This window comes from Pseudomonas sp. M1, from assembly GCF_022760135.1.
Lineage (GTDB): Bacteria > Pseudomonadota > Gammaproteobacteria > Pseudomonadales > Pseudomonadaceae > Pseudomonas > Pseudomonas citronellolis.
Map to the genome: position 1 here is coordinate 4713249 of NZ_CP094343.1, position 20910 is coordinate 4734158.

At 67.9% G+C, this 20910-nt stretch carries 21 protein-coding genes; 2 read left to right on the plus strand and 19 right to left on the minus strand.

What is annotated here, in order from left to right:
* Window positions 1-2: 2 nt before the first annotated feature.
* From pabC to PM1_RS20705, 8 genes are all read right to left on the minus strand, one after another.
* Window positions 3-818, minus strand: a complete 816-nt coding sequence (gene pabC, locus PM1_RS20670) for an aminodeoxychorismate lyase (RefSeq protein ID WP_009621441.1) — start codon at window positions 816-818, stop codon at window positions 3-5.
* Entirely contained in the window at window positions 818-2062 is a 1245-nt protein-coding gene (gene fabF / locus PM1_RS20675; protein ID WP_009621439.1) for a beta-ketoacyl-ACP synthase II, read from the minus strand. The genes pabC and fabF overlap by 1 nt, the downstream gene beginning before the upstream one ends.
* Window positions 2063-2190: 128 nt before the next feature.
* Window positions 2191-2427: an acyl carrier protein gene (gene acpP / locus PM1_RS20680; RefSeq protein WP_007160597.1), complete on the minus strand. Its 237-nt coding sequence runs from the start codon at window positions 2425-2427 to the stop codon at window positions 2191-2193.
* Between the two features lie 194 nt (window positions 2428-2621).
* The gene (fabG, locus tag PM1_RS20685) at window positions 2622-3365 is read right to left on the minus strand and encodes a 3-oxoacyl-ACP reductase FabG (protein ID WP_009621431.1); all 744 of its coding nucleotides are present in this window, start codon (window positions 3363-3365) and stop codon (window positions 2622-2624) included.
* Between the two features lie 15 nt (window positions 3366-3380).
* Window positions 3381-4319 (minus strand): ACP S-malonyltransferase, encoded by a 939-nt coding sequence (gene fabD, locus PM1_RS20690; protein WP_009621429.1) that lies wholly within the window; start codon window positions 4317-4319, stop codon window positions 3381-3383.
* Window positions 4320-4524: 205 nt separating this feature from the next.
* Window positions 4525-5532 carry a phosphate acyltransferase PlsX gene (gene plsX / locus PM1_RS20695; protein WP_081884555.1) on the minus strand — a complete coding sequence of 336 codons (1008 nt, stop codon included), beginning with the start codon at window positions 5530-5532 and terminating at the stop codon, window positions 4525-4527.
* 3 nt (window positions 5533-5535) lie between these two features.
* Window positions 5536-5718, minus strand: coding sequence for a 50S ribosomal protein L32 (gene rpmF, locus PM1_RS20700; RefSeq protein WP_009621425.1), 183 nt, complete (start codon window positions 5716-5718; stop codon window positions 5536-5538).
* 13 nt (window positions 5719-5731) lie between these two features.
* Complete coding sequence (locus PM1_RS20705; protein ID WP_009621422.1) at window positions 5732-6262, minus strand: YceD family protein; 531 nt, start codon at window positions 6260-6262, stop codon at window positions 5732-5734.
* A gap of 110 nt (window positions 6263-6372) precedes the next feature.
* On the opposite strand from PM1_RS20705, the gene PM1_RS20710 reads away from it, so the two are divergent.
* The gene (locus PM1_RS20710) at window positions 6373-6951 is read left to right on the plus strand and encodes a Maf family protein (RefSeq protein WP_009621420.1); all 579 of its coding nucleotides are present in this window, start codon (window positions 6373-6375) and stop codon (window positions 6949-6951) included.
* A 295-nt stretch (window positions 6952-7246) separates the two neighbouring features.
* On the opposite strand, the gene sppA is transcribed toward PM1_RS20710, so the two are convergent.
* Genes sppA through rluC form a run of 3 tightly spaced genes read right to left on the minus strand, consistent with a single transcriptional unit; the run spans window position 7247 to window position 9861 of the window.
* Window positions 7247-8227 carry a signal peptide peptidase SppA gene (gene sppA / locus PM1_RS20715; RefSeq protein ID WP_009621418.1) on the minus strand — a complete coding sequence of 327 codons (981 nt, stop codon included), beginning with the start codon at window positions 8225-8227 and terminating at the stop codon, window positions 7247-7249.
* Complete coding sequence (locus PM1_RS20720) at window positions 8217-8912, minus strand: HAD-IIIA family hydrolase (protein WP_009621416.1); 696 nt, start codon at window positions 8910-8912, stop codon at window positions 8217-8219. Before PM1_RS20720 ends, sppA begins: the two co-directional genes overlap by 11 nt.
* Window positions 8905-9861, minus strand: coding sequence for a 23S rRNA pseudouridine(955/2504/2580) synthase RluC (gene rluC, locus PM1_RS20725; RefSeq protein WP_009621414.1), 957 nt, complete (start codon window positions 9859-9861; stop codon window positions 8905-8907). Before rluC ends, PM1_RS20720 begins: the two co-directional genes overlap by 8 nt.
* 579 nt (window positions 9862-10440) lie before the next feature.
* Here rluC and rne point away from each other — a divergent pair.
* Window positions 10441-13713 (plus strand): ribonuclease E, encoded by a 3273-nt coding sequence (gene rne, locus PM1_RS20730; protein WP_009621412.1) that lies wholly within the window; start codon window positions 10441-10443, stop codon window positions 13711-13713.
* Between the two features lie 335 nt (window positions 13714-14048).
* Here the strand turns inward: rne and murB are convergent, their stop codons facing one another.
* From murB to PM1_RS20770, 8 genes are all read right to left on the minus strand, one after another.
* Window positions 14049-15068, minus strand: a complete 1020-nt coding sequence (gene murB, locus PM1_RS20735; RefSeq protein WP_009621410.1) for a UDP-N-acetylmuramate dehydrogenase — start codon at window positions 15066-15068, stop codon at window positions 14049-14051.
* Window positions 15065-15526 carry a low molecular weight protein-tyrosine-phosphatase gene (locus PM1_RS20740; protein ID WP_009621408.1) on the minus strand — a complete coding sequence of 154 codons (462 nt, stop codon included), beginning with the start codon at window positions 15524-15526 and terminating at the stop codon, window positions 15065-15067. The genes murB and PM1_RS20740 overlap by 4 nt, the downstream gene beginning before the upstream one ends.
* Window positions 15526-16290 (minus strand): 3-deoxy-manno-octulosonate cytidylyltransferase, encoded by a 765-nt coding sequence (kdsB, locus tag PM1_RS20745; RefSeq protein WP_009621406.1) that lies wholly within the window; start codon window positions 16288-16290, stop codon window positions 15526-15528. Before kdsB ends, PM1_RS20740 begins: the two co-directional genes overlap by 1 nt.
* Before the next feature lie 20 nt (window positions 16291-16310).
* Entirely contained in the window at window positions 16311-16496 is a 186-nt protein-coding gene (locus tag PM1_RS20750) for a Trm112 family protein (protein ID WP_009621404.1), read from the minus strand.
* A gap of 40 nt (window positions 16497-16536) precedes the next feature.
* Entirely contained in the window at window positions 16537-17535 is a 999-nt protein-coding gene (lpxK, locus tag PM1_RS20755; RefSeq protein WP_009621402.1) for a tetraacyldisaccharide 4'-kinase, read from the minus strand.
* Window positions 17535-17981: an ExbD/TolR family protein gene (locus PM1_RS20760; RefSeq protein ID WP_009621400.1), complete on the minus strand. Its 447-nt coding sequence runs from the start codon at window positions 17979-17981 to the stop codon at window positions 17535-17537. Before PM1_RS20760 ends, lpxK begins: the two co-directional genes overlap by 1 nt.
* Entirely contained in the window at window positions 17978-18613 is a 636-nt protein-coding gene (locus PM1_RS20765; protein WP_009621398.1) for a MotA/TolQ/ExbB proton channel family protein, read from the minus strand. Before PM1_RS20765 ends, PM1_RS20760 begins: the two co-directional genes overlap by 4 nt.
* Window positions 18614-18685: 72 nt before the next feature.
* Entirely contained in the window at window positions 18686-20893 is a 2208-nt protein-coding gene (locus tag PM1_RS20770) for a DNA internalization-related competence protein ComEC/Rec2 (RefSeq protein ID WP_152604544.1), read from the minus strand.
* Window positions 20894-20910 lie beyond the last annotated feature (17 nt).

Consider the following 20910-nt stretch of genomic DNA (forward strand, 5'->3'; position numbering starts at 1 on the left):
GGTCAGGAATCCAGGCGTTCGCGGAAGTGGGCTTGCAGTTTACGGGTGATCGCCCCGACCGGCCAGGCATGGGCTTCGAGTCGACGCACCGGCCAGACACCATAGAGGCTGTTGCAGAGAAAGACCTCATCGGCCTGCAACAGTTCGACGTAGGCAACATCCCGAACCGCAGTGGGAATGCCCTGCCCCGCCGCCCACTCCAGCAGTTCGGCGCGCATCACCCCGGCCACTCCGCAGCGGCTCAGTTCGGGCGTGATCAATTGGCCGTCGCGGACCAGGAACAGGTTGCTGAATACGCCTTCGACCACGCGCCCGCTCTGGTCGCGCATCAGCCCTTCGGCGAAGGCCGGGTCGCTCCACTCGCTGCGGGCCAGGACCTGCTCCAGGCGGTTGAGGTGCTTGAGGCCGGCCAGCAACGGCTGCTCGGCCAGGCGGGTGGCGCAGGGGAAAAGGGCGATGCCCTCGTCGAAATGGGCCGCCGGGTAGGCCGGCGCCGGCGAGCCGATGAGGATGCGCCGCACCTGGGCATCGGCCGGCGCGGCATAACCGCGCAGGCCTTCGCCGCGGGTCAGCATCAGCTTGGCCACCCCTTCGCCCAGTTGCGCGGCGAAGGCCAGCAGTTCCTGCTCGACCTGGGCCAGCGACACCGGCAGGAACAGGCGCCGGATGCCCTCTTCCAGGCGCGCCAGGTGCCGCGCCAGCAGGCGTGGCCGGCCGGCGCGCACGGCAATGGTCTCGAACAGGCCATCGCCGTAGGCCAGCCCGCGATCGCGCACGGACAGGGCCTCGGCGGGCCGGCCGTCGACCCAGGCGGACATCAGCCGTTGAACCGGCGGAACACCAGGGAACCGTTGGTGCCGCCGAAGCCGAAGGAGTTGGACACCGCCACTTCGATGCTGCGCTCCTTGAGCCGGTTCGCCACCAGGTCGAGGTCGCAGCCTTCGTCCGGGTTGTCCAGGTTGATGGTCGGCGGCGCCACCTGGTCGCGCAGCGCCAGGATGCAGAAGATGGCTTCCACCGCGCCGGCGGCACCGAGCAGGTGGCCGGTCATGGACTTGGTCGAGCTCATCGACAGCTTGTAGGCGTGCTCGCCGAAGATCGACTTCACCGCGGAGATCTCGGCAATGTCGCCGGCCGGGGTGGAGGTGCCGTGGGCGTTGATGTAGTCGACCTGCTCCGGGTTCAGGCCGGCGTCGCGCAGGGCGTTCTTCATGCAACGGGCAGCGCCGGCGCCATCTTCCGGCGGCGCGGTCATGTGGAAGGCGTCGCCGCTCATGCCGAAGCCGACCAGCTCGGCGTAGATGCGCGCGCCGCGGGCCTTGGCGTGTTCCAGCTCTTCCAGCACCACGGCGCCGGCGCCGTCGGAGAGCACGAAGCCGTCGCGATCCCTGTCCCACGGACGGCTGGCCCTGGCCGGCTCGTCGTTGCGGGTGGACAGCGCGCGGGCTGCGCCGAAACCGCCGATGCCCAGGCCGCAGGTGGCCATTTCCGAACCGCCGGCGACCATCACGTCAGCCTCGCCGTAGGCGATGTTGCGCGCGGCCATGCCGATGTTGTGGGTGCCGGTGGTGCAAGCGGTGGTGATGGCGTAGTTGGGGCCCTGCAGACCGAGGTTGATCGACAGGAACCCGGAAACCATGTTGATGACCGAGCCGGGCACGAAGAACGGCGAAATGCGCCGCGGCCCCTGCTCGAACAGAGAACGGCAGGTGTTCTCGATGTTGGTCAGGCCGCCGATGCCCGAGCCGATGGCGACGCCGATGCGCTCGCGGTTGGCGTCGGTGACTTCCAGACCGGAATCGCGCACCGCCTGGTAGCTGGCGGCCAGGCCGTACTGGATGAACAGGTCGAGTTTGCGGGCTTCCTTGGCGGACATGTACTGCTCGACGTCGAACCCCCTCACCGAACCGCCGAAGCGGGTGGAAAAGGCGGAAAGGTCCATGTGCTCGATCGGGGCGATACCGCTGCGGCCGGCCAGGATACCCTGCCAGGAACTCGGCACGTCCACGCCCAGCGGCGAGAGCATACCCATGCCAGTGATGACGACGCGTCTGCGCGACACTACGACTTCCTCATTTTGCGAATACACGGCATAGGCGCCGGACCGCGACCAGGGCTGTCCAGCGCCATGCTAAAGAAAAGCCGCACGCCTTTGCAGGCCGTGCGGCTTCTTCCGTCGGAAACGGCTACTTATTGCTGGTGGGCAACGATGTAGTCGATGGCTTCCTGCACGGTGGTGATCTTTTCGGCTTGCTCGTCGGGGATTTCGGTCTCGAATTCCTCTTCCAGAGCCATCACCAGCTCAACGGTGTCAAGGGAGTCGGCGCCCAGGTCTTCGACGAAGGAAGCGCTGTTGGTGACTTCTTCTTCCTTAACGCCGAGTTGCTCAGCAACGATCTTCTTGACGCGTTCTTCGATGGTGCTCATACCTTGTTTTCACTCCTATGGACAATCCGTACAGCTGGGCTGCGGGTAAGTGTATAGAAAGGGTTTTCTGCATTTCAAGCTGAACGCCGACGCCCCTTCGCGACCACCACGATGTTCTGTCTATAACCCAGTTGCATCTATATAACGGATTTTAGACAGCGCATATGACACATCCGCGAAGAGTAAGGTCACATTCAGCTCATGTACATTCCGCCATTCACCGGTACCGTGGCGCCGGTCACATAGGCGGCACCATCGGAGGCGAGGAATCCTACCACCTTGGCGATCTCTTCGGCTTGGCCGAGACGCCCCAGCGGAATCTGGCCGAGCAGCGCTTCGCGCTGGGCTTCGGGCAGCTCGCGGGTCATGTCGGTGTCGATGAAGCCCGGGGCCACCGCGTTGACGGTGATGGCACGGGAGCCCACCTCGCGCGCCAGGGCGCGGGTGAAGCCCTCTAGGCCGGCCTTCGCCGCGGCGTAGTTGGTCTGCCCGGCATTGCCCATGGCGCCGACCACCGAGCCGATGTTGATGATGCGACCCCAGCGAGCCTTGGTCATGCCGCGCAGCACGGCTTTCGACAGACGGTAGAGGCTGTTGAGGTTGGTGTTGACCACGTCGAACCACTCGTCGTCCTTCATCCGCATCAGCAGGTTGTCGCGGGTGATGCCGGCGTTGTTGACCACGATCAGCGGCTGGCCGAGGTGCTGCTGGATGTGTTCGAGGGTAGAGGCGACGGATTCGTCGCTGGAAACGTCCAGGACCAGGCCGGCGCCTTCGATGCCGTTGGCCTTGAGGTATTCGGCGATCTTCTCGGCGCCCGAGGCGCTGGTGGCGGTGCCGATGACGATGGCGCCCAGGCGGCCCAGTTCCAGGGCGATGGCCTGGCCGATGCCGCGGCTCGCGCCGGTGACCAGGGCAACCTTACCTTGCAGACTCATGCTCTTATCTCCTGTTCAAGCCAGAGCCGCACGAGCCGCCGCGAAGGCGTCCGCCGAATCCAGATTGTGGGTGTTCACGCCCTTGGCGCAACGCTTGTTCAGGCCGGCCAGGACCTTGCCAGGGCCGCACTCTACCAGATCGCTCACGCCCTTGGCGGCGAGCAGTTGCACGGTCTCGACCCAGCGCACCGGGCTGTACAGCTGCGCCAGAAGGTCGCGCTTGAGGGTGTCGAGGTCCGCCGGCACCTGGGCGCTGACGTTCTGCACCAGGGCGATCTGCGGAGCTTGCCAGGCGATGGCTTCCACCGCTTCGGCGAAGCGCTCGGCGGCCGGGCGCATCAGCGCGCAGTGCGACGGCACGCTGACCGGCAGCGCCACGGCGCGCTTGGCGCCGCGCGCCTTGCAGGCCTCGATGGCACGCTCGACCGCGGCGGCGGCACCGGCGATCACCACCTGACCGGGAGCGTTGAAGTTGACGGCGCTGACCACCTCACCCTGCGCGGCTTCGGCGCAGGCGGCCAGCACGTCGGCGTCTTCCAGGCCGAGGATCGCGGCCATGCCGCCGGTACCGGCGGGCACCGCTTCCTGCATCAATTGGCCGCGGCGCTCGACCAGTTTCACCGCCTCGGCGAAGCCCAGGCTGCCGGCGGCGACCAGGGCCGAGTACTCGCCCAGGCTGTGGCCGGCGACGTAGGCCGGCGCGGCGCCGCCCTCGGCCTGCCACAGGCGCCACAGGGCGATGGAGGCGGTGAGGATGGCGGGCTGGGTCTTGTCGGTCTGGTTCAGGCGCTCTTCCGGGCCTTCCTGCACCAGCGCCCAGAGGTCGTAGCCCAGGGCCGCGGAGGCTTCGGCGAAGGTGTCACGCACCAGTGCGTGCTGCGCGCCCAGCTCGGCCAGCATGCCGAGGGATTGCGAGCCCTGGCCGGGGAAAACGAATGCGAGGGATGCGGACATTGCAACGGGTCCCTTGTGTCTGTTTCGTCGAAGGGTAACGCCAGCAGCAGCCTGGCGCATGGAACTGACAGTTGGATGACGGCCTCGACCGCGCGGTCACATCGCCAGGGCGAGCACTTCATCTCGCCGGGCAGCCTTGCGAGCGCGGTGCGCAAGCATACTTCCATTACCGCCAGAAATCTCTATTTCCTTTCTATTCAGTTACTTAGAGAAGGCTCTCGAGCCGCCCATGGAGCCGCTGCGGCAGGTTCTCGCGGATTTCCGCCAGGGCCCGGCGCAGAGCGCTCTGGATGCCCTCCTCGGCCGCGCTGCCGTGGCTCTTCACCACGATGCCCTGCAGCCCCAGGAAGCTCGCGCCGTTGTGCCGGGCCGGCGTCAGGTCGCTGCGCAGACGGCGCAACAGCGGCATGGCCACCAGGCCGATGGCCTTGGCCGACAGGCTGGACGCGAACAGTTGCTCCAGGCGGCTGACCACCATGGCCGCCAGCCCCTCGCTGGCTTTCAGCAGGATGTTGCCGACGAAGCCGTCGCACACCACCACGTCGGCCAGGCCACGGTACAGGCCGTCGCCTTCTATGTAGCCGATGTAGTTGATGCCGCGGGCCTGCTCTAGCAGGGTCGAGGCCAGCTTGACCTGCTGGTTGCCCTTGATTTCCTCGGTGCCGACGTTGAGCAGCGCCACCCTCGGGTTGGCCTTGCCCAGCGCCTCGGCCGCCACCGCGCCCATCACGGCGAACTGGTAGAGGTGCTCGGCGCTGCAATCGACGTTCGCCCCCAGGTCCAGCAGGTGGCAATGCCCGGTCTGGGTCGGCACGGCGGTGACCATGGCCGGCCGGTCGATGCCCGGCAAGGTCTTGAGCAGATAGCGCGACAGGGCCATCAGCGCGCCAGTATTGCCGGCACTGACGCAGGCATGGGCCGTACCGTCGCGGACCAGCTCCAGGGCGACGCGCATGGAGGAGTCGGGCTTGCTGCGCAGGGCCTGGGACGGGCGTTCGTCCATGCCGATGACTTCGCTGGCGTGCTGGATGTGCAGGCGCGGGCGGTCGACCGCGGGAACGCGGGCGCAGAGTTCTTCGAGAAGGGGAGCCTGGCCGACGAGGACCAGTTGCAGAGCGGGGTGCTGGGCCAGGAAGGAAATGCTGGCCGGAACAATGCAGTGGGGACCGAAGTCCCCACCCATTGCATCAATCGCGATGATTGGTGCGGACAAGGATTACTCGTCAGAGCCCTTGTCTACGACCTTGCGGCCGCGATAGAAGCCGTCCGGGGAGACGTGGTGGCGCAGGTGGACTTCACCGGTGCTCTTTTCCACGGACAGAGCGTTCGCATCGAGCGCATCGTGGGAACGACGCATGTCACGAGCGGAACGGGATTTTTTGTTCTGCTGAACAGCCATGATTGATTAACTCCTAAACGTTTGGGTCACGCTTCAACTGCGCCAGTACGCTGAACGGGTTGGGACGTTCTTCCACGTTCTCGCTCGGCTCGGGCGCTGCTGCAAATCCCGCCGGATGCTGGCATTCTTCAGGGTCATGGGCCGGAACGATGGGCAAGGCGAGCAACAGCTCGTCCTCGACCAGAGGCGGCAGGTCGAGGGGTTCCTCCCCCACTTCCAGCGCATCGTACCCCTTCGGCAGCCCTTCGGCAGACTGGCCTTCCCAGAGGATGGCGAAGTCGGACTCGCTGGTGACCTGGAAGGTCGCCGGCTCGAGGCAGCGTTGGCATACCATGCTCACCTGCGCGTCGACTTCGACATGCATGACCGCCAGCTTCTGCTCGTCGCGGTGGAAGAAGAACTTCGCCCGGACGTTGCCGTCGCTGCTGGTCAGCTGTTCGCACACCCGCGGCATACTGGCGAGCGGCAGCACACCCTCGAGGGTGGCTTCGCGCTCTACCAATTTGCGCGGATCGACGTGAGGTGGTATCGGCCCATTCAACATAAGCGCGCCATTATAGGGATGCACCCGCCTCTGTCAAAGGAAATTAGGCATAAACCGCTGTATGGACAGCCTTTTCGCTAGAATCGCGGACTTCGCCCAGGAGACTCCCGATGCGCCCACTGATTCTCGCCTCAAGCTCGCCCTACCGCCGCGAACTGCTGCAACGCCTGCGCCTGCCCTTCGAATGCGCGAGCCCGGATATAGATGAAAGCCCGCTGCCCGGCGAAAGCCCCGAACAACTGGTGCGCCGCCTCGCCGAAGCCAAGGCGCGGGCGCTGGCGGCGCGCTTTCCCGAGCACCTGATCATCGGCTCGGACCAGGCCGCCGTCCAGGGCCAGGCGATCCTCGGCAAGCCGCACACCCTGGAGCGGGCCATGGAGCAACTCAAGGCCTCCAGCGGCAGCAGCGTCAGCTTCCTCACCGGCCTGGCCCTGCTGGACAGCGCCAGCGGCCGCTGCCAGGTGGATTGCATCCCCTTCCGCGTGCACTTCCGCGAACTGGACGAGGCGCGCATCCACCGCTACCTGGAAGCCGAACGCCCCTTCGATTGCGCCGGCAGCTTCAAGGCCGAGGGCCTGGGCGTCAGCCTGTTCCGCGCGACCGAGGGCGAGGATGGCACCAGCCTGGTCGGCCTGCCGCTGATTCGCCTGGTGGATATGCTGCTGGCGGAAGGCGTGCAGGTTCCCTGACCATCGCGGAACCGGCCAGCCGGCCGGATCGCGGATGAATCCGCTCCTACAGCATGAGCGAGCATGGCTTTTCGTAGGATGGCGTTGAGCGAAGCGATACCCATCACCGCAACCGCATGGGTTTCGCAAGCTCAACCCATCCTACGAAGAGCACCTCGGCGCAGCCGGCAAGCCAGTTGCCGCTACAATCGCCCCCTCGACCTGTAGAAGCGGGAATCGACAAGGCCCGCCCCAGAAACGAAAAAGCCGCTGCCTCTATATATAAAGGCAGCGGCTCGTTTCGAACACCAGGGCCTCAGCGCAGCGCCGGCCCCTGCCAGCCCATCCACAACGCCAAACGCTCGGCGACGCTGGCGCCGATCTTCTTGGCGAAGCGGTCGAACGGCGTTTCCTGCACGGTGTAGTCGACGATTTCCTTTTCCTTGATCACATCGCGCGCCACGTAGCTGGTACTGCCCAGGCCATCGATCAGGCCGAGCTGCAGCGCCTGCTCGCCGGACCAGATCAGCCCGGAGAACAGCTCGGGATGATCCTTGTCCTTCAGGCGATCGCCGCGCCCTTTCTTCACGCTGTCGATGAACTGCTTGTGGGTGGTGTCCAGCACGCCCTGCCAGAACTGCGTCTCTTCGGCCTTGGGCGGCTGGAAGGGATCGAGGAAGGCCTTGTGCTCGCCGGAGGTGTAGACGCGGCGATCGACGCCGAGCTTCTCCATGGTGCCGACGAAGCCGAAGGTGGCGGCGGTGACGCCGATGGAGCCGACCAGGCTGGCCTTGTCGGCGTAGATTTCATCGGCGGCGCTGGCGATGTAGTAGGCGCCGGACGCCCCCAGGTCGCTGATCACCGCGTAGACCTTCACGTCCGGGTGCAGGCCACGCTGGCGCTTGATCTCGTCATATATATAGCCGGACTGCACCGGACTGCCGCCCGGGCTGTTGATGCGCAGGACGATGCCCTTGGTGCCGCTGTCCTCGAAGGCCGCCTTCAGCGCCCCGACGACATTGTCGGCGCTGGCCGGCTCGTCGTCGGCGATCATGCCCTTCACCTCGATCAGCGCGGTATGGCTGCCGCTGCGCGAGGCGGACTTGGACAGGCCGCTCAAGGGAGTGAACAGCGCCAGGGCGCCGAACAGGTAGACGAAGGTCAGCAGCTTGAAGAAGATGCCCCAGCGACGGGCCCGGCGCTGTTCCTGCACGCCCGCCAGCACAGCCTTCTCCAGCAGCTTCCAGCTCTTCGCGTCTTCCTTGCCGGGCTCCTCGGCCTTCCACTCATCCGACATGCTCGTTCACCTCGATCCGTAGGTCCTGCGCCCGGCCATCCAGCCAGGCGCGCAATTCGTTGAAATGCCCGATTTCCAGGCGCGGGCCGTACTCGCGCAGCACGGACAGCGGCTGCGCCCCGTAGGACACCGCCACCGAGTCCATGCCCGCCCGGCGCGCCATCTCCAGGTCGAAGGGCGCATCCCCGACCATCAGCGCGCGGCCCGGCTCGACCCGGCAATGCGCGAGGATTTCATGCAGCATGCGCGGGTCGGGCTTGCTCGCCGACTCGTCGGCGGCGCGGGTAATGTCGAAAAAGCCTTCCCAGCCCCGCCCCTTCAGCACCCGATCCAGGCCGCGGCGGCTCTTGCCGGTGGCGACCGCCAGACGGTAGCCGGACTGGCGGAAATGCTCCAGCGCATCGGCCACGCCGGGGAACAAAGGAGAAGGTTCGACCTCCAGCATCAGATAATGCTCGGCGTAATCGCCACGAAAGACTGTCAGCGCCGCCTCATCGTCGACTTCCGGGTACAGCGTCTGGATCGCCTCCGGCAGCCCCAGGCCGATGATGCCTTTTATGGCTTCGTCGCTGCGCCGCGGCAGGCCGGAACGCTCGGCCGCCACCCGCATCGACTCGACGATGCGGCCGACGGAGTCGACCAGAGTGCCGTCCCAGTCGAAGACCAGCAGCGCGTAATCAGGCATCCAGGCGCTCCAGGGTGCTGCGCCAGATGTCGTCCACCTCGGCCTCCAGCTCCAGGGTGGAGCCGTCGGGCATGGGCACGCGCAGCTGCGCGGAATGCAGGAACAGGCGCTTGCCGCCCAGTTCGCGGATCTCGCGGGAGAATTCGTCGTCGCCGTACTTGGCGTCGCCGGCGATGGAATGCCCGGCATGCTTGGCGTGCACGCGGATCTGGTGGGTGCGCCCGGTGATCGGCCGCGCCTCCACCAGGGTGGCGAAATCGCCGAAGCGGCGCAGCACCTTGAACTCGGTGAGCGCGTCCTTGCCTTCGACGTTGACTTCCACCATGCGCTCGCCGGAACGCAGGTTGTTCTTCAGCAGCGGCGCGCGGATCTGCTTCTTCGCCGCCGGCCAGCTGCCGCGCACCAGGGCGTGGTAGCGCTTGTCCACCACGTGCTCGTTGCGCAGCGCATCATGCAGGTGGCGCAGCATGCTGCGCTTCTTGGCGATCATCAGCAGGCCGGAAGTGTCGCGGTCCAGACGGTGCACCAGTTCCAGATCCTTGGCCTCCGGACGCAGCTGACGGAAAGCCTCGATCACGCCATAGCTGAGGCCGCTGCCGCCATGCACGGCGATGCCGGCGGGCTTGTTGATCACGATCAGCGCCTTGTCTTCGTAGACGATGGCGGCCTCCAGGCGCTCGAGCAGCCCCTGGGCCAGCGGCGCCGGCTCGTCGCGCTCGGCCAGGCGCAGCGGCGGCACACGCACCACGTCCCCGGCCTGCAGCTTGTACTCGGGCTTGATCCGCCCCTTGTTCACCCGCACCTCGCCCTTGCGCAGGATGCGATAGATCAAGGTCTTGGGTACGCCTTTGAGCTGAGTTCTGAGGAAATTGTCGATGCGCTGGCCGGCATATTCCGGCGCGACTTCAAGCAGCTGGACGCCGGAAGTCGGAGGGGAGGAAGTCGTCATCCGCCCATCATAGCAATTTTTCATTCAATTGAAGCACTTAATCATTGCTGCTATATTCGGGAGGCCGCCAAAAGTGGCCGGGCCCGCGGATGTCAGCGAAATCGCCATCCCCGCTGCCTGCAAGCACATTGAACGGACGTGAGGCAGTCCTGCGAAGCGTTGCCGTGGCGGACCCATGAATCCCTCGCCGCAACGATTCGGAACCCGAGCCTTGAGACATGACGCACGGTTGCCTCGGTAGCCGTGAAAAGCCAACCCGCTCCCGGATTCTGCGAGCGGCACCCGCTTCTTCAATAGGAAACGTGCAGGGTGGAGATGCACAACTGTCGGACCGCGTAGCTGGCATAGCCTTGTTTCAGACGCACTCTTTCGTCCGCCTCCGACAGCTGATTCCTCCTCCTGTTGATTGCTTGTTCGCAGGACAAGCAGGAGACGTAGTCGCGACCCGGCCCGTTGCTGGCCGGACGTCGCTGGACACGGGAATGGTCCGCCGTTCCTGAGTACGCGCCTGAGCACCGACCGTGAGAGTCGTGGGTGCCGATTGCCGTTTCCGGTGGCCCCGGAAACCATTGGTACTACATGAAAAGAATGCTGATCAACGCAACTCAACCCGAAGAGTTGCGTGTAGCGCTGGTAGATGGCCAGCGTCTGTTCGACCTGGACATCGAGTCCGGCGCGCGTGAACAGAAGAAGGCCAACATCTACAAGGGCCGCATCACCCGCGTCGAGCCCAGCCTGGAAGCCGCCTTCGTCGACTTCGGCGCCGAGCGCCACGGCTTCCTCCCCCTCAAGGAAATTTCCCGCGAGTACTTCAAGAAGAACCCCGAAGGGCGCATCAACATCAAGGATGTGCTCAGCGAAGGCCAGGAAGTCATCGTCCAGGTCGAGAAGGAAGAACGCGGCAACAAGGGCGCGGCCCTGACCACCTTCATCAGCCTGGCCGGCCGCTACCTGGTGCTGATGCCGAACAACCCCCGCGCCGGCGGCATCTCCCGCCGCATCGAGGGCGAAGAGCGCAATGAACTGCGCGAAGCCCTGAACGGCCTCAACGCTCCCGCCGACATGGGCCTGATCGTCCGCACCGCGGGCCTGGGCCGCAGCTCCGAAGAGCTGCAATGGGACCTGGACTACCTCCTGCAACTGTGGGGCGCCATCAAGGAAGCCTCCGGCGAGCGCGGCGCGCCCTTCCTGATCTACCAGGAAAGCAACGTCATCATCCGCGCCATCCGCGACTACCTGCGCCAGGACATCGGCGAGGTGCTGATCGACAGCATCGATGCCCAGGAAGAAGCCCTGAACTTCATCCGCCAGGTGATGCCGCAGTACGCCAGCAAGGTCAAGCTGTACCAGGACAGCGTTCCGCTGTTCAACCGCTTCCAGATCGAGAGCCAGATCGAGACCGCCTTCCAGCGCGAAGTGAAGCTGCCCTCCGGCGGCTCCATCGTCATCGACCCGACCGAGGCCCTGGTCTCCATCGACATCAACTCGGCGCGCGCCACCAAGGGCGGCGACATCGAGGAAACCGCCCTGCAGACCAACCTGGAAGCGGCCGAGGAAATCGCCCGCCAGCTGCGCCTGCGCGACATCGGCGGCCTGATCGTCATCGACTTCATCGACATGACCCCGGCGAAGAACCAGCGCGCCGTGGAAGAGCGCGTGCGCGAAGCCCTCGAGGCCGACCGCGCGCGCGTGCAGGTCGGGCGCATCTCGCGCTTCGGCCTGCTGGAGATGTCCCGCCAGCGCCTGCGTCCGTCCCTCGGCGAGACCAGCGGCATCGTCTGCCCGCGTTGCAACGGCCAGGGCATCATCCGCGACGTGGAATCCCTGTCGCTGGCCATCCTGCGCCTGATCGAGGAAGAAGCGCTGAAGGACCGCACCGCGGAAGTCCGCGCCCGCGTGCCCTTCCAGGTCGCCGCCTTCCTGCTCAACGAGAAGCGCAACGCCATCACCAAGATCGAGCTGCGCACCCGCGCGCGCATCTTCATCCTGCCGGACGAGCACCTGGAAACCCCGCACTTCGAAGTGCAGCGCCTGCGTGACGACAACCCGGACCTGCTGGTCGGCCACACCAGCTACGAGATGGCCCAGGTCGAGCACGAGGAAGTCCAGCCGGTCAGCGCCACCCGCACCCTGGTACGCCAGGAAGCCGCGGTGAAGACCGTTTCCCCGCAGACTCCCGCTCCGCAGCAGGCCGAACAGGCCGCCGCGCCGCAACCGGTGGAAGCCGCCAAGCCGATGCCGCAGCCGAGCCTGTTCCAGGGCCTGGTCAAGTCGCTGGTGAGCCTGTTCGCCGGCAAGGAAGAAGAGGCCAAGCCGGCCGCCAGCGCGGAGAAACCCGCCAGCGAGCGCAGTTCGACGCCGGAGGAGCGCCGCAACGGCCGTCAGCAGAACCGTCGCCGTGATGGCGGCCGTCGCGACGACGAGCGCAAGCCCCGCGAGGAGCGTGGCGAGCGCAACGAGCGCCGTCGTGAAGAGCGCGCCGAGCGCCCGGCCCGCGAAGAACGCCAGCCCCGTGAAGAACGCGCCGAACGCCAGCCGCGCGAGGAGCGTCAACCGCGCGAAGAGCGTGCCGAGCGTCAGCCGCGCGAGGAACGCCAGCCGCGTGAAGAGCGCGCCGAGCGTCAGCCCCGCGAGGAACGCCAACCGCGCGAAGAGCGCGCCGAGCGTCAACCCCGCGAGGAGCGCCAACCGCGTGAAGAGCGTGCCGAGCGTCAACCCCGCGAGGAACGCCAGCCGCGTGAAGAGCGTGCCGAGCGCCAGCCCCGTGAGGAGCGCCAGCCGCGTGAAGAACGTGCCGAGCGCCAGCCGGGTGAAGAGCGTCAGCCCCGTGAGGAACGCCAGCCGCGCGAAGAGCGTGGCGAGCGTCGCGAACGTGGCGAGCGCCAGCCCCGCGAGGAGCGCCAGGCCCGCGAAGCCGCGCTGGAAGCCGAAGAGCCGAACAACGAGGAACTGCTGGAGCAGGACGACCAGGAAGGCAGCGATGACGATCGTCCGCGCCGCCGTTCCCGTGGCCAGCGCCGCCGCAGCAACCGCCGCGAGCGTCAGCGCGAAGTCGGCGTGGAAGGCCCGGAGGCCGGTGAGCAGCCGCAAGGCAGCGAGTCGCCGTCCGCCCCGGCCCTGGCCGCAACCGGCGTTGCCGCGGTAGCCGTGGTCGCCGAGCAGGTCGTCGAAGCCGCCAGCGAGCAAACCGCCGAGCCGGCCGCCGCCGTCGAAGCCGGCGCCGACACCGTCGTGGTCACCGAGACCCGCGAGGAAAGCGCCGGCGAGCAGATCGTCGAGTTCAGCCTGCAGCCGAGCGAATCCGCCCCGGCCGCCGCCGAGCCGGTCGAGCAGCCTGCTGCGCAAGCCGTGGTCGAAGCCGCTCCGGTCGTCGAGACCGCTCACGTCGAACCCGAGGTGGTCGAAGCCCCGGTCGCCCAGGCCGAGCCTGCTGTTGCCGCGCCGAGCCAGGACGAAGCCCAGCCGGCAGCCAACGCCACCGGCCGCGCCCTGAACGACCCGCGCGAGCGTCGTCGCCTGCAGCGCGAAGCCGAGCGCCTGGCCCGTGAAGCCGCGGAAGCCGCCGCTGCCGCTCCGGCCGTAGTGGAAACCGCCGGGGTCGAACAGGCCGCCGAGGTGGAAGCCATCGCCGAGCAGCAAGTCGAGGCCGCGGAAGAAAGCGTCGTAGAAGCGGCCCAGGAGACTGTCGAAGCGTCTGCCACCACCGAAGCCGCCGAAGCACCCGCTGCCGAAGCTGCCGAAGCTGCCGAAGCTGCCGAAGGCGAGCAGGCCATCCAGGCCGTCGAGGAGCAAGTCGAAGCCGACAAGGCCGAGCAGCAGCACCGCGACGAGGTGGAAAAGCACCACGGCTGATCGCCCGCGTGCTGAAAAAGGGGATGCCTAGGCATCCCCTTTTTTTATGGTTCCTGGGTTGCGTGGGGTAGATCGCCATGCCTCACGACAACAACTGTAGGAGCGGGCCCTGCCCGCGATATCGCGCGCAGGGCGCGCTCCTACAGGGGAATGGAGTGGTGGGGCAGTGTAGGAGCGGATCTCATCCGCGAATCGCGCCGGGATGTCCGGCTATCGCGGACAAGGTCCGCTCCTACACCCATACCGGTGGGCACGGCTCGCTCCTACGAAAAGCAGCACGGACAAAAAAGGCGCTTGCCGGCAACGGCAAGCGCCTTTTTCCAAGCCCGCACACCTCAGTAGAGGTTGGGCTCCATCTCCAGCTCCACGCCGAAGCGCTGCCGGATGTCCTCGCGGATACGCTCGGCCAGCGCCTGGATCTGCGCCCCGCTGGCGCCGCCGTAGTTGACCAGCACCAGCGCCTGCTGGGCATGCACGCCGGCGGCACCGTCGCGGAAGCCCTTCCAGCCGGCCTTGTCGATCAGCCAGCCGGCAGCCAGCTTGACCTGGCCGTCGGCCTGGGGATAGGCCACCAGGTCCGGGTATTCGCCACGCAAGCGCTCTGCCACGGCGGCGGATACCAGCGGGTTCTTGAAGAAGCTGCCGGCGTTGCCCAGCACTGCCGGGTCGGGCAGCTTCTCGCGGCGGATGGCGCAGATCACCCGCGCCACGTCGGCGGGGCCAGGAGCGTCTATGCCCTCCTCCACCAGGCGCTGGCGCACCGGACCATAGTCCAGATGCAGGCTGGCCCGGCGCGCAAGCTTCAGGCGCACGCGCAGGATCACCCAGCGCCCCGGCTCGCGCTTGAACAGGCTTTCGCGGTAGGCGAAGGCGCAATCATCCAGGTGGAATTCACGTAAGCCGCCGCTATGGCGGTCCAGCGCCACCAGGCTGTCGAACACGTCCTTCAGCTCCACGCCGTAGGCGCCGATGTTCTGCATGGGCGCGGCGCCGACGGTGCCGGGGATCAGGCTGAGGTTCTCCAGGCCGGCGAAGCCCTGCTCCAGGCTCCAACGCACCAGGTCGTCCCAGACCTCGCCGGCCTCGGCTTCGATACGCACCCGATCGCCGTCGTCTTCGAGGATACGCACGCCACGGCTGGCCATGCGCAGTACCAGGGCCTCGACGTCGCGGGTCAGCAGCAGGTTGCTGCCGCCGCCGAGCACCAGCAGCGGCAGGTCGTGTTCCACCGCCAGGGCAAGGCCCTGCATCACTTCCTGGTCGTCGCGGGCTTCGGCGAACAACCGCGCGCGCGCTTCGATGCCGAAGGTATTGAAGGCTTTCAGGGAAACGTCTTTCTGCAAAACCAGGCTCACAGGCGCCCCTTCACTTCCAGCAGCAAGGCGTCGCAGGCCAGCTCGATCAGGTCCAGCACCTGCTCGAAACCGGCCTCGCCGCCGTAATAGGGATCGGGCACCTCGTCCAGCGCGCCGGCGTAGCGGCGCAGGAACAGGTCCAGCTCAGCCGGGCCACTTCCCCGCAGGCGCTCGAGATGAGCCAGGTTGCTCAGGTCCATGGCCAGGATCAGGTCGAAGTCGGCGAAATCGGCAGTGCTCACCTGGCGCGCGCGCAGCCCCGACAGGTCATAGCCACGGCGCATGGCAGCGACGCGGGTGCGGGCGTCCGGCGCCTTGCCCACGTGCCAGTCGCCGGTGCCGGCGGAATCGACGGTCACCCGCGCCTCCAGCCCGGCCTCGCGCAGCTTGTGGCGGAATACGCCCTCGGCGGTGGGCGAACGGCAGATGTTGCCCAGGCAGACGAAGAGAACCCGCATCAGCCCCCCAGGATGCGCCTGACGCGCTCCAGGTCCTCGGCGGTGTCCACCCCGGCCTGCGGCGCCTCCAGGGCGTCGGCGACGTGGATGCGCACGCCGTGCCAGAGCGCCCGCAGCTGCTCCAGGCACTCGGTGTCTTCCAGCCAGCACGGGCCCCAGGCGACGAAGTCGCGGAGGAAGCGCGCGCGGTAGGCGTAGATGCCGATGTGGCGGCGGTAGGGCACGCCCTGGGGCAGGCCGTCCGGCTCCTTGGCGAAAGCGTCGCGGGCCCAGGGCAGCGGCGCGCGGCTGAAGGTCAGTGCCAGGCCGTTGAGGTCGGTCACCACCTTCACCACGTTCGGGTTGAACAGCGCGGCCAGCTCGTGGATCGGCTCGGCCAGGGTGGCGATGCCGGCTTCCGGGTGGGCCGCCAGGTTGGCCGCCACCTGGTCGATGATGGCCGGTGGGATCAGCGGCTCGTCGCCCTGCACGTTGACCACGATGGCGTCGTCGGCCAGGCCCAGGGCATCGGCCACCTCGGCCAGGCGGTCGGTGCCGGAGTTGTGGTCGACGCGGGTCAGCAGCGCCTCGGCGCCGAAGACGTTGGCCGCTTCGAGGATGTGCGCATCGTCGGTGGCGATCACCACGCGAGATGCGGCGCTCTTGCGCGCCTGCTCCCAGACGTGCTGGACCATGGGCTTGCCGCAGATGTCCTGCAGCGGCTTGCCGGGCAGGCGGGTGGAGGCGAAGCGGGCCGGGATGACGACGGTGAAGGCTTGGCTCATCGCAGGGTCTCGGCTCTCGGTCACTTGTCCAGGCGTTCGTCGACGTTCAGCGTGCGGGCTTCACCTTCGAGCATCACCGGGATGCCATCGCGCACCGGGTAGGCCAGGCCGTCGGCCTTGCAGATCAGTTCGGACTTGTCGTCGGTGAGCTTCAGCGGCCCCTTGCACAGCGGGCAGGCGAGGATGTCGAGGAGTTTCGGGTCCATGGCGGAATCCTTGGAAAGCAATGGGTGGCGGCGCCACCCGTCAGCGCGCGATCAGACGCTCGAGCTGGGCGTCGAACCAGGCGACGAAGGCCGGGGATGGCTGCGCGTCGACCGCGAGGTACCACCAGTCGGCGGCGGCGAAGGCCCGGCATTTCACCGCATCCTTCTCGGTCATCAGCAAGGGCAGCGGCGGGCTGAATTGCAGCTGCTCGGCGCTGTAGGCCGCGTGGTCCGGGAAGGCGTGCGGAACAGGCCGCCAGTGTAGCGCCTCGAGCGTCGCGAAGAAACGCCGGGGGTTGCCGATGCCGGCCAGGGCGTGGACCTGCTGGCCCGGCGGGAAGTGCGTCAGGTCGCGGCGCTCGCCGCTGCGCAGGTTGACCAGTGCGCTCGGCCGCAGGACGAAGGAAAAGGCCCCGGCCGGATCGCTGCTGGCGCCGTTGTAGAGCACCGCGTCCACCGACTCCAGGCGTTCGGCCGGCTCGCGCAGGGGGCCGGCCGGCAGGCAGCGGCGGTTGCCCAGGCCGCGCGCGGCGTCGATCAGCACCAGCTCCAGGTCGCGGGCCAGGCGGTAGTGCTGCAGGCCGTCGTCGCAGAGGATCAGGTCCAGCGGCTCTTCGGCCAGCAGCGCGCGCACCGCGGCCGGGCGGTCCGGGTCGATGACCAGGGGCACGCCGCAGCGCTGGACGATCATCAGCGGCTCGTCGCCGGCCTGCGCCGCGCTCTGTTCGGCGCGCACCCGCCAGGGCAGGCTCGGCGGCTTGGCGCCGTAGCCACGGCTGACCACGCCGACCTTGAGGCCGCGGGCGCGGCAGTGTTCGATCAGCCAGAGGATCATCGGCGTCTTGCCGGTGCCGCCGACGGTGACGTTGCCGACCACGATGACCGGCACCGGCGCGCGGTAGGCCTGGCGCCGGCCTTCCAGGTAGTCGGCGCGCTTGCGCAGGGCGATGCGCCGGTACAGCGCCTCCAGCGGGCGCAGCAGGCCGAGGGCCGGGTGGCCCTGGTACCAGGCCTGCAGCAGGCGCTCGGAAAACGCCATCAGGGCTTGGCCGCCGGCTGCGCCTCGACGGTGGTGATGCGCAGGTGGCTGAAGCCGAGCTTGCCGGCGGCGTCCATGGCGGTGACCACCGACTGGTGGGTGGCCTTGCCGTCGGCGGTGATCACCAGCGGCAGGCTGCTGTCGCCGGCGGATTCCTTCTGCATCGCCGCCATCAGGGTGGCGATGTCGCCGTTGACCAGAGTCTGGCCGTTCAGCGCGTAGTGGCCGGCGGCGTCGATGTCCAGTTCCAGCGGCTTGATGTCGGTGGCTTCCGGCGGCGTGCCGCTGACCGCCTCGGGCAGCTCGACCTTCAGCTGCGTCGGCCGGCTGAAGGTGGTGGTGACCACGAAGAACAGCAGCAGGACGAAGATCACGTCGATCAGCGACGCCAGGTTGATGAACACGTCATCGCGGGCGGCGCTGCCGTTTCTGCGGCGGAATTTCACGCTTTGCCATCCTCGGAGAGGTCGACCTCGCGGTCGCCCTGGACCATTTCCACCAGCTTGATCGCTTCCTGCTCCATGGCCACCACCAGCTCATCGACGCGGCGCAGCAGGTAGCGATGGAAGAACACGGCCGGGATGGCCACGATCAGGCCGGAGGCGGTGGTCACCAGGGCCTTGGAGATGCCGCCGGCGAGCTGCGGGGCGTTGGCCATGCCGTCGCCCATGAAGGCGCTGAAGATCTGGATCATGCCGAACACCGTGCCCAGCAGGCCGAGCAGCGGGGCCATGGCGGCGATGGTGCCGAGGGCGTTGAGGTAGCGCTCCATCTCGTGGATCACCCGGCCGGCGGCTTCCTCGATGCACTCCTTCATGATCTCGCGGCCGTGCTTGGAGTTGACCAGGCCGGCGGCGAGCACCTCGCCCAGCGGGGAAGACGCCTTGAGCTCCTTGAGCGCCTGGCTGTTCAGCTTCTTGTCCTTGATCTGCTTCCACACCTGGCCCAGCAGCTGCGGCGGGGCGATGCGGCTGCGGCGCAGGGTCCAGAGTCGTTCGGCGACGATGGCGGTGGCGGCGATGGAGCTCAGAATGATCGGCAGCATCATCCAGCCGCCGGCTTTGACCAGTTCCCACACAGTGGCGAATCCCCTGAAAAAAAGTGGCGACACTCTAGCACAGGGCCCCTGCCCCGCCGACCGTCGCCGTTCTCATTTTTCCCTCCAGAATCCGGCATTTTCGCGCACGCCGCGCAGCGTTCCACGCTGGCCCAGGAGCAGGCGCAGGGCGCCCTCCCGGGCCACATCGTGCACCTTCGTCCCCTGCTCGGCAAAGCGTTGCAGCACCTCGCTGGACGGATGGCCATGGGCGTTGTGCCGCGAGCGGGAAACCAGCGCCGCTCGGGGCGCCAGTTGCCTGACGAAGGCCGCGGAAGAGGCGCTGCGGCTGCCATGGTGGCCGGCCAGCAGCCAGTCGGCGCCGAGCCCAGGATGGGCGGCTAGCCAGGCGACCTCGCCTGCGGCCGGCAGGTCGCCGGTGAGCAGCAGGCTCTCGCCGCCGGCCTCGACGTGCAGCACGCAGGAGCGGCCGTTGCTGTCCATCGCGCCGGGCCACTGCCAGGTGGAGAAGCGCACGCCGTCCAGCTGCCACGCTTCGTTGCCGCAAGGATCGGCAGGTAGGCTGCCCGGCAGGCGCCCGGGCTCGCCGCTGATGATCCGCGTCACCGGCATGGCCGCCGACACCGAGCGGGCACCGCCGGCGTGGTCGTTGTCGGCATGGCTGAGCAGCAGCACGTCCAGGCGTTCGACGCCCAGGCCACGAAGAGTCGGCAGCACCGCCACCTCGCCGAGGTCGAAATCGCCCCGGCGCGGTCCGGCGTCGTACAGCCAGGTGTGCTGGCGGGTGCGGATCAGCACGGACAGCCCCTGGCCCACGTCCAGCACCCGCACTTCGGCATGGCCATGGGGCGGCGTAGTGGAATGCGGCCAGAACATCGGCAACAGCAACGCCAGGCCCAGCGGGCGCAGCGGCAGCCCGGCCGGCGCCAGGCACAGCAGCGCGCCGAACAGGGCCAGGGCGATGCTCCAGGCCGGCGGTGCCATGGGATGCCAGGCCGGGGAATACAGCGACAGGCGCCCGAGCAGGCCCAGCAGCACGTCGAGCACGCCACCGGCCAGCCATAGCAGCCCCTCGCCCACCGCCGGCAGCCACAGCAGCAGGCTGCCGACCAGCGCCAGGGGCACCACCAGCAACTCGACACAGGGCACCGCGATCAGGTTCGCCAGCGCGCCGGCGGGACTCAGCGGCAGGCCCAGGGCCAGCAACACCGGTGCCAGCCCGAGGGCCATGAGCCACTGCGCGCGCCCCCAGGCCAGCCAGCCGGCCCCCCGCCCCAGGCGCCCGGCGAAGCCGTAGACGAGCAGCGCCACGGCGGCGAAGGACAGCCAGAAGCCGGGCGTCAGGCTGACCAGCGGATCGACCAGCAGCACCACCAGCAGAGCGCCGAGCAGCGGCAGCCAGACGCCCTGGCGACGAAAGTGCAGGCGCCACAGCAGCACCATGCTGAGCATCAGGCAGGCGCGCAATGCCGGCACCTGCAGCCCGGCGATCCAGCCATAGCCCCAGGCGCCAGCCAGTGCGGCGGCACAGGCGCAGGGCAGCCAGGGCACGCGCGCCGGCCAGGCTCCCAGCCGCGCCAGACCCGCCACCAGGGCGTAGAGCAAGCCGCCCAGCAGGGAGATGTGCGAGCCGGAGATCACCATCAGGTGCAGGGTGCCGGTGTCCTGCAGCATGTCCCAGTCGTCCCGGCCCAGGCCGCTGCCGTCGCCTAGGACCAGGGCCACCAGGTAGGCGTTGCGTTCCCGGGCATCCACCGCCAGCAGCCGGTCCTTCCAGTCTTCGCGCCAAGCCATCGGTCCCGTGGCCTCGGCCAGGCGCCGGCCATCCTTGACGCTGCCGGTGGCGCCTATGCCGTCGGCCGCCAGCCAGGCCTCGTAGTCGAAGCCGAAATCGTTGGCCAGGCCATGGGGACGGCGCAGGGTCACGGCCAGGCGCCAGCGTTCCCCGGCCCGCACCTCCGGGCCGCCATACCAGGACACGCGGATGCGCCCGGGCAGGTCCAGGCGCGCCTGGACGTCCTCCAGCTCGAAGCGGACGATGCCATCCGCGGCAGCCGGCAGGCCGGCAACCTGCCCTTCCAGCCACAGCGTCCGCCCGTCCAGTTCGGGAGCCAGGCGCCCTTCCCACGAGTCATGGGCGAACAGGCAGGCCCAGGCGAAGCCGAGCAGGAAGAGCGCCACCGCGTGATGTCGCCGATACAGGCACAGCAGCGCCATTCCGACCAATGGCAGCAAGGCTGCCAGGGGTGGCAACTGGGGCAGGAAACGCAGCAGCAACAGGCCGCAGGCCAGCGCCATCATCCCTGTGCGCACGGGTT

What these genes read in the sequence shown, in the direction of transcription:
- pabC (WP_009621441.1), bottom strand. Translation starts at nt 818, where the DNA reads ATGTCCGCCTGGGTCGACGGCCGGCCCGCCGAGGCCCTGTCCGTGCGC.
- acpP (WP_007160597.1), bottom strand. Translation starts at nt 2,427, where the DNA reads ATGAGCACCATCGAAGAACGCGTCAAGAAGATCGTTGCTGAGCAACTC.
- fabG (WP_009621431.1), bottom strand. Translation starts at nt 3,365, where the DNA reads ATGAGTCTGCAAGGTAAGGTTGCCCTGGTCACCGGCGCGAGCCGCGGC.
- fabD (WP_009621429.1), bottom strand. Translation starts at nt 4,319, where the DNA reads ATGTCCGCATCCCTCGCATTCGTTTTCCCCGGCCAGGGCTCGCAATCC.
- rpmF (WP_009621425.1), bottom strand. Translation starts at nt 5,718, where the DNA reads ATGGCTGTTCAGCAGAACAAAAAATCCCGTTCCGCTCGTGACATGCGT.
- PM1_RS20705 (WP_009621422.1), bottom strand. Translation starts at nt 6,262, where the DNA reads ATGTTGAATGGGCCGATACCACCTCACGTCGATCCGCGCAAATTGGTA.
- PM1_RS20710 (WP_009621420.1), top strand. Translation starts at nt 6,373, where the DNA reads ATGCGCCCACTGATTCTCGCCTCAAGCTCGCCCTACCGCCGCGAACTG.
- sppA (WP_009621418.1), bottom strand. Translation starts at nt 8,227, where the DNA reads ATGTCGGATGAGTGGAAGGCCGAGGAGCCCGGCAAGGAAGACGCGAAG.
- PM1_RS20720 (WP_009621416.1), bottom strand. Translation starts at nt 8,912, where the DNA reads ATGCCTGATTACGCGCTGCTGGTCTTCGACTGGGACGGCACTCTGGTC.
- rluC (WP_009621414.1), bottom strand. Translation starts at nt 9,861, where the DNA reads ATGACGACTTCCTCCCCTCCGACTTCCGGCGTCCAGCTGCTTGAAGTC.
- rne (WP_009621412.1), top strand. Translation starts at nt 10,441, where the DNA reads ATGAAAAGAATGCTGATCAACGCAACTCAACCCGAAGAGTTGCGTGTA.
- PM1_RS20740 (WP_009621408.1), bottom strand. Translation starts at nt 15,526, where the DNA reads ATGCGGGTTCTCTTCGTCTGCCTGGGCAACATCTGCCGTTCGCCCACC.
- kdsB (WP_009621406.1), bottom strand. Translation starts at nt 16,290, where the DNA reads ATGAGCCAAGCCTTCACCGTCGTCATCCCGGCCCGCTTCGCCTCCACC.
- PM1_RS20750 (WP_009621404.1), bottom strand. Translation starts at nt 16,496, where the DNA reads ATGGACCCGAAACTCCTCGACATCCTCGCCTGCCCGCTGTGCAAGGGG.
- lpxK (WP_009621402.1), bottom strand. Translation starts at nt 17,535, where the DNA reads ATGGCGTTTTCCGAGCGCCTGCTGCAGGCCTGGTACCAGGGCCACCCG.
- PM1_RS20770 (WP_152604544.1), bottom strand. Translation starts at nt 20,893, where the DNA reads ATGATGGCGCTGGCCTGCGGCCTGTTGCTGCTGCGTTTCCTGCCCCAG.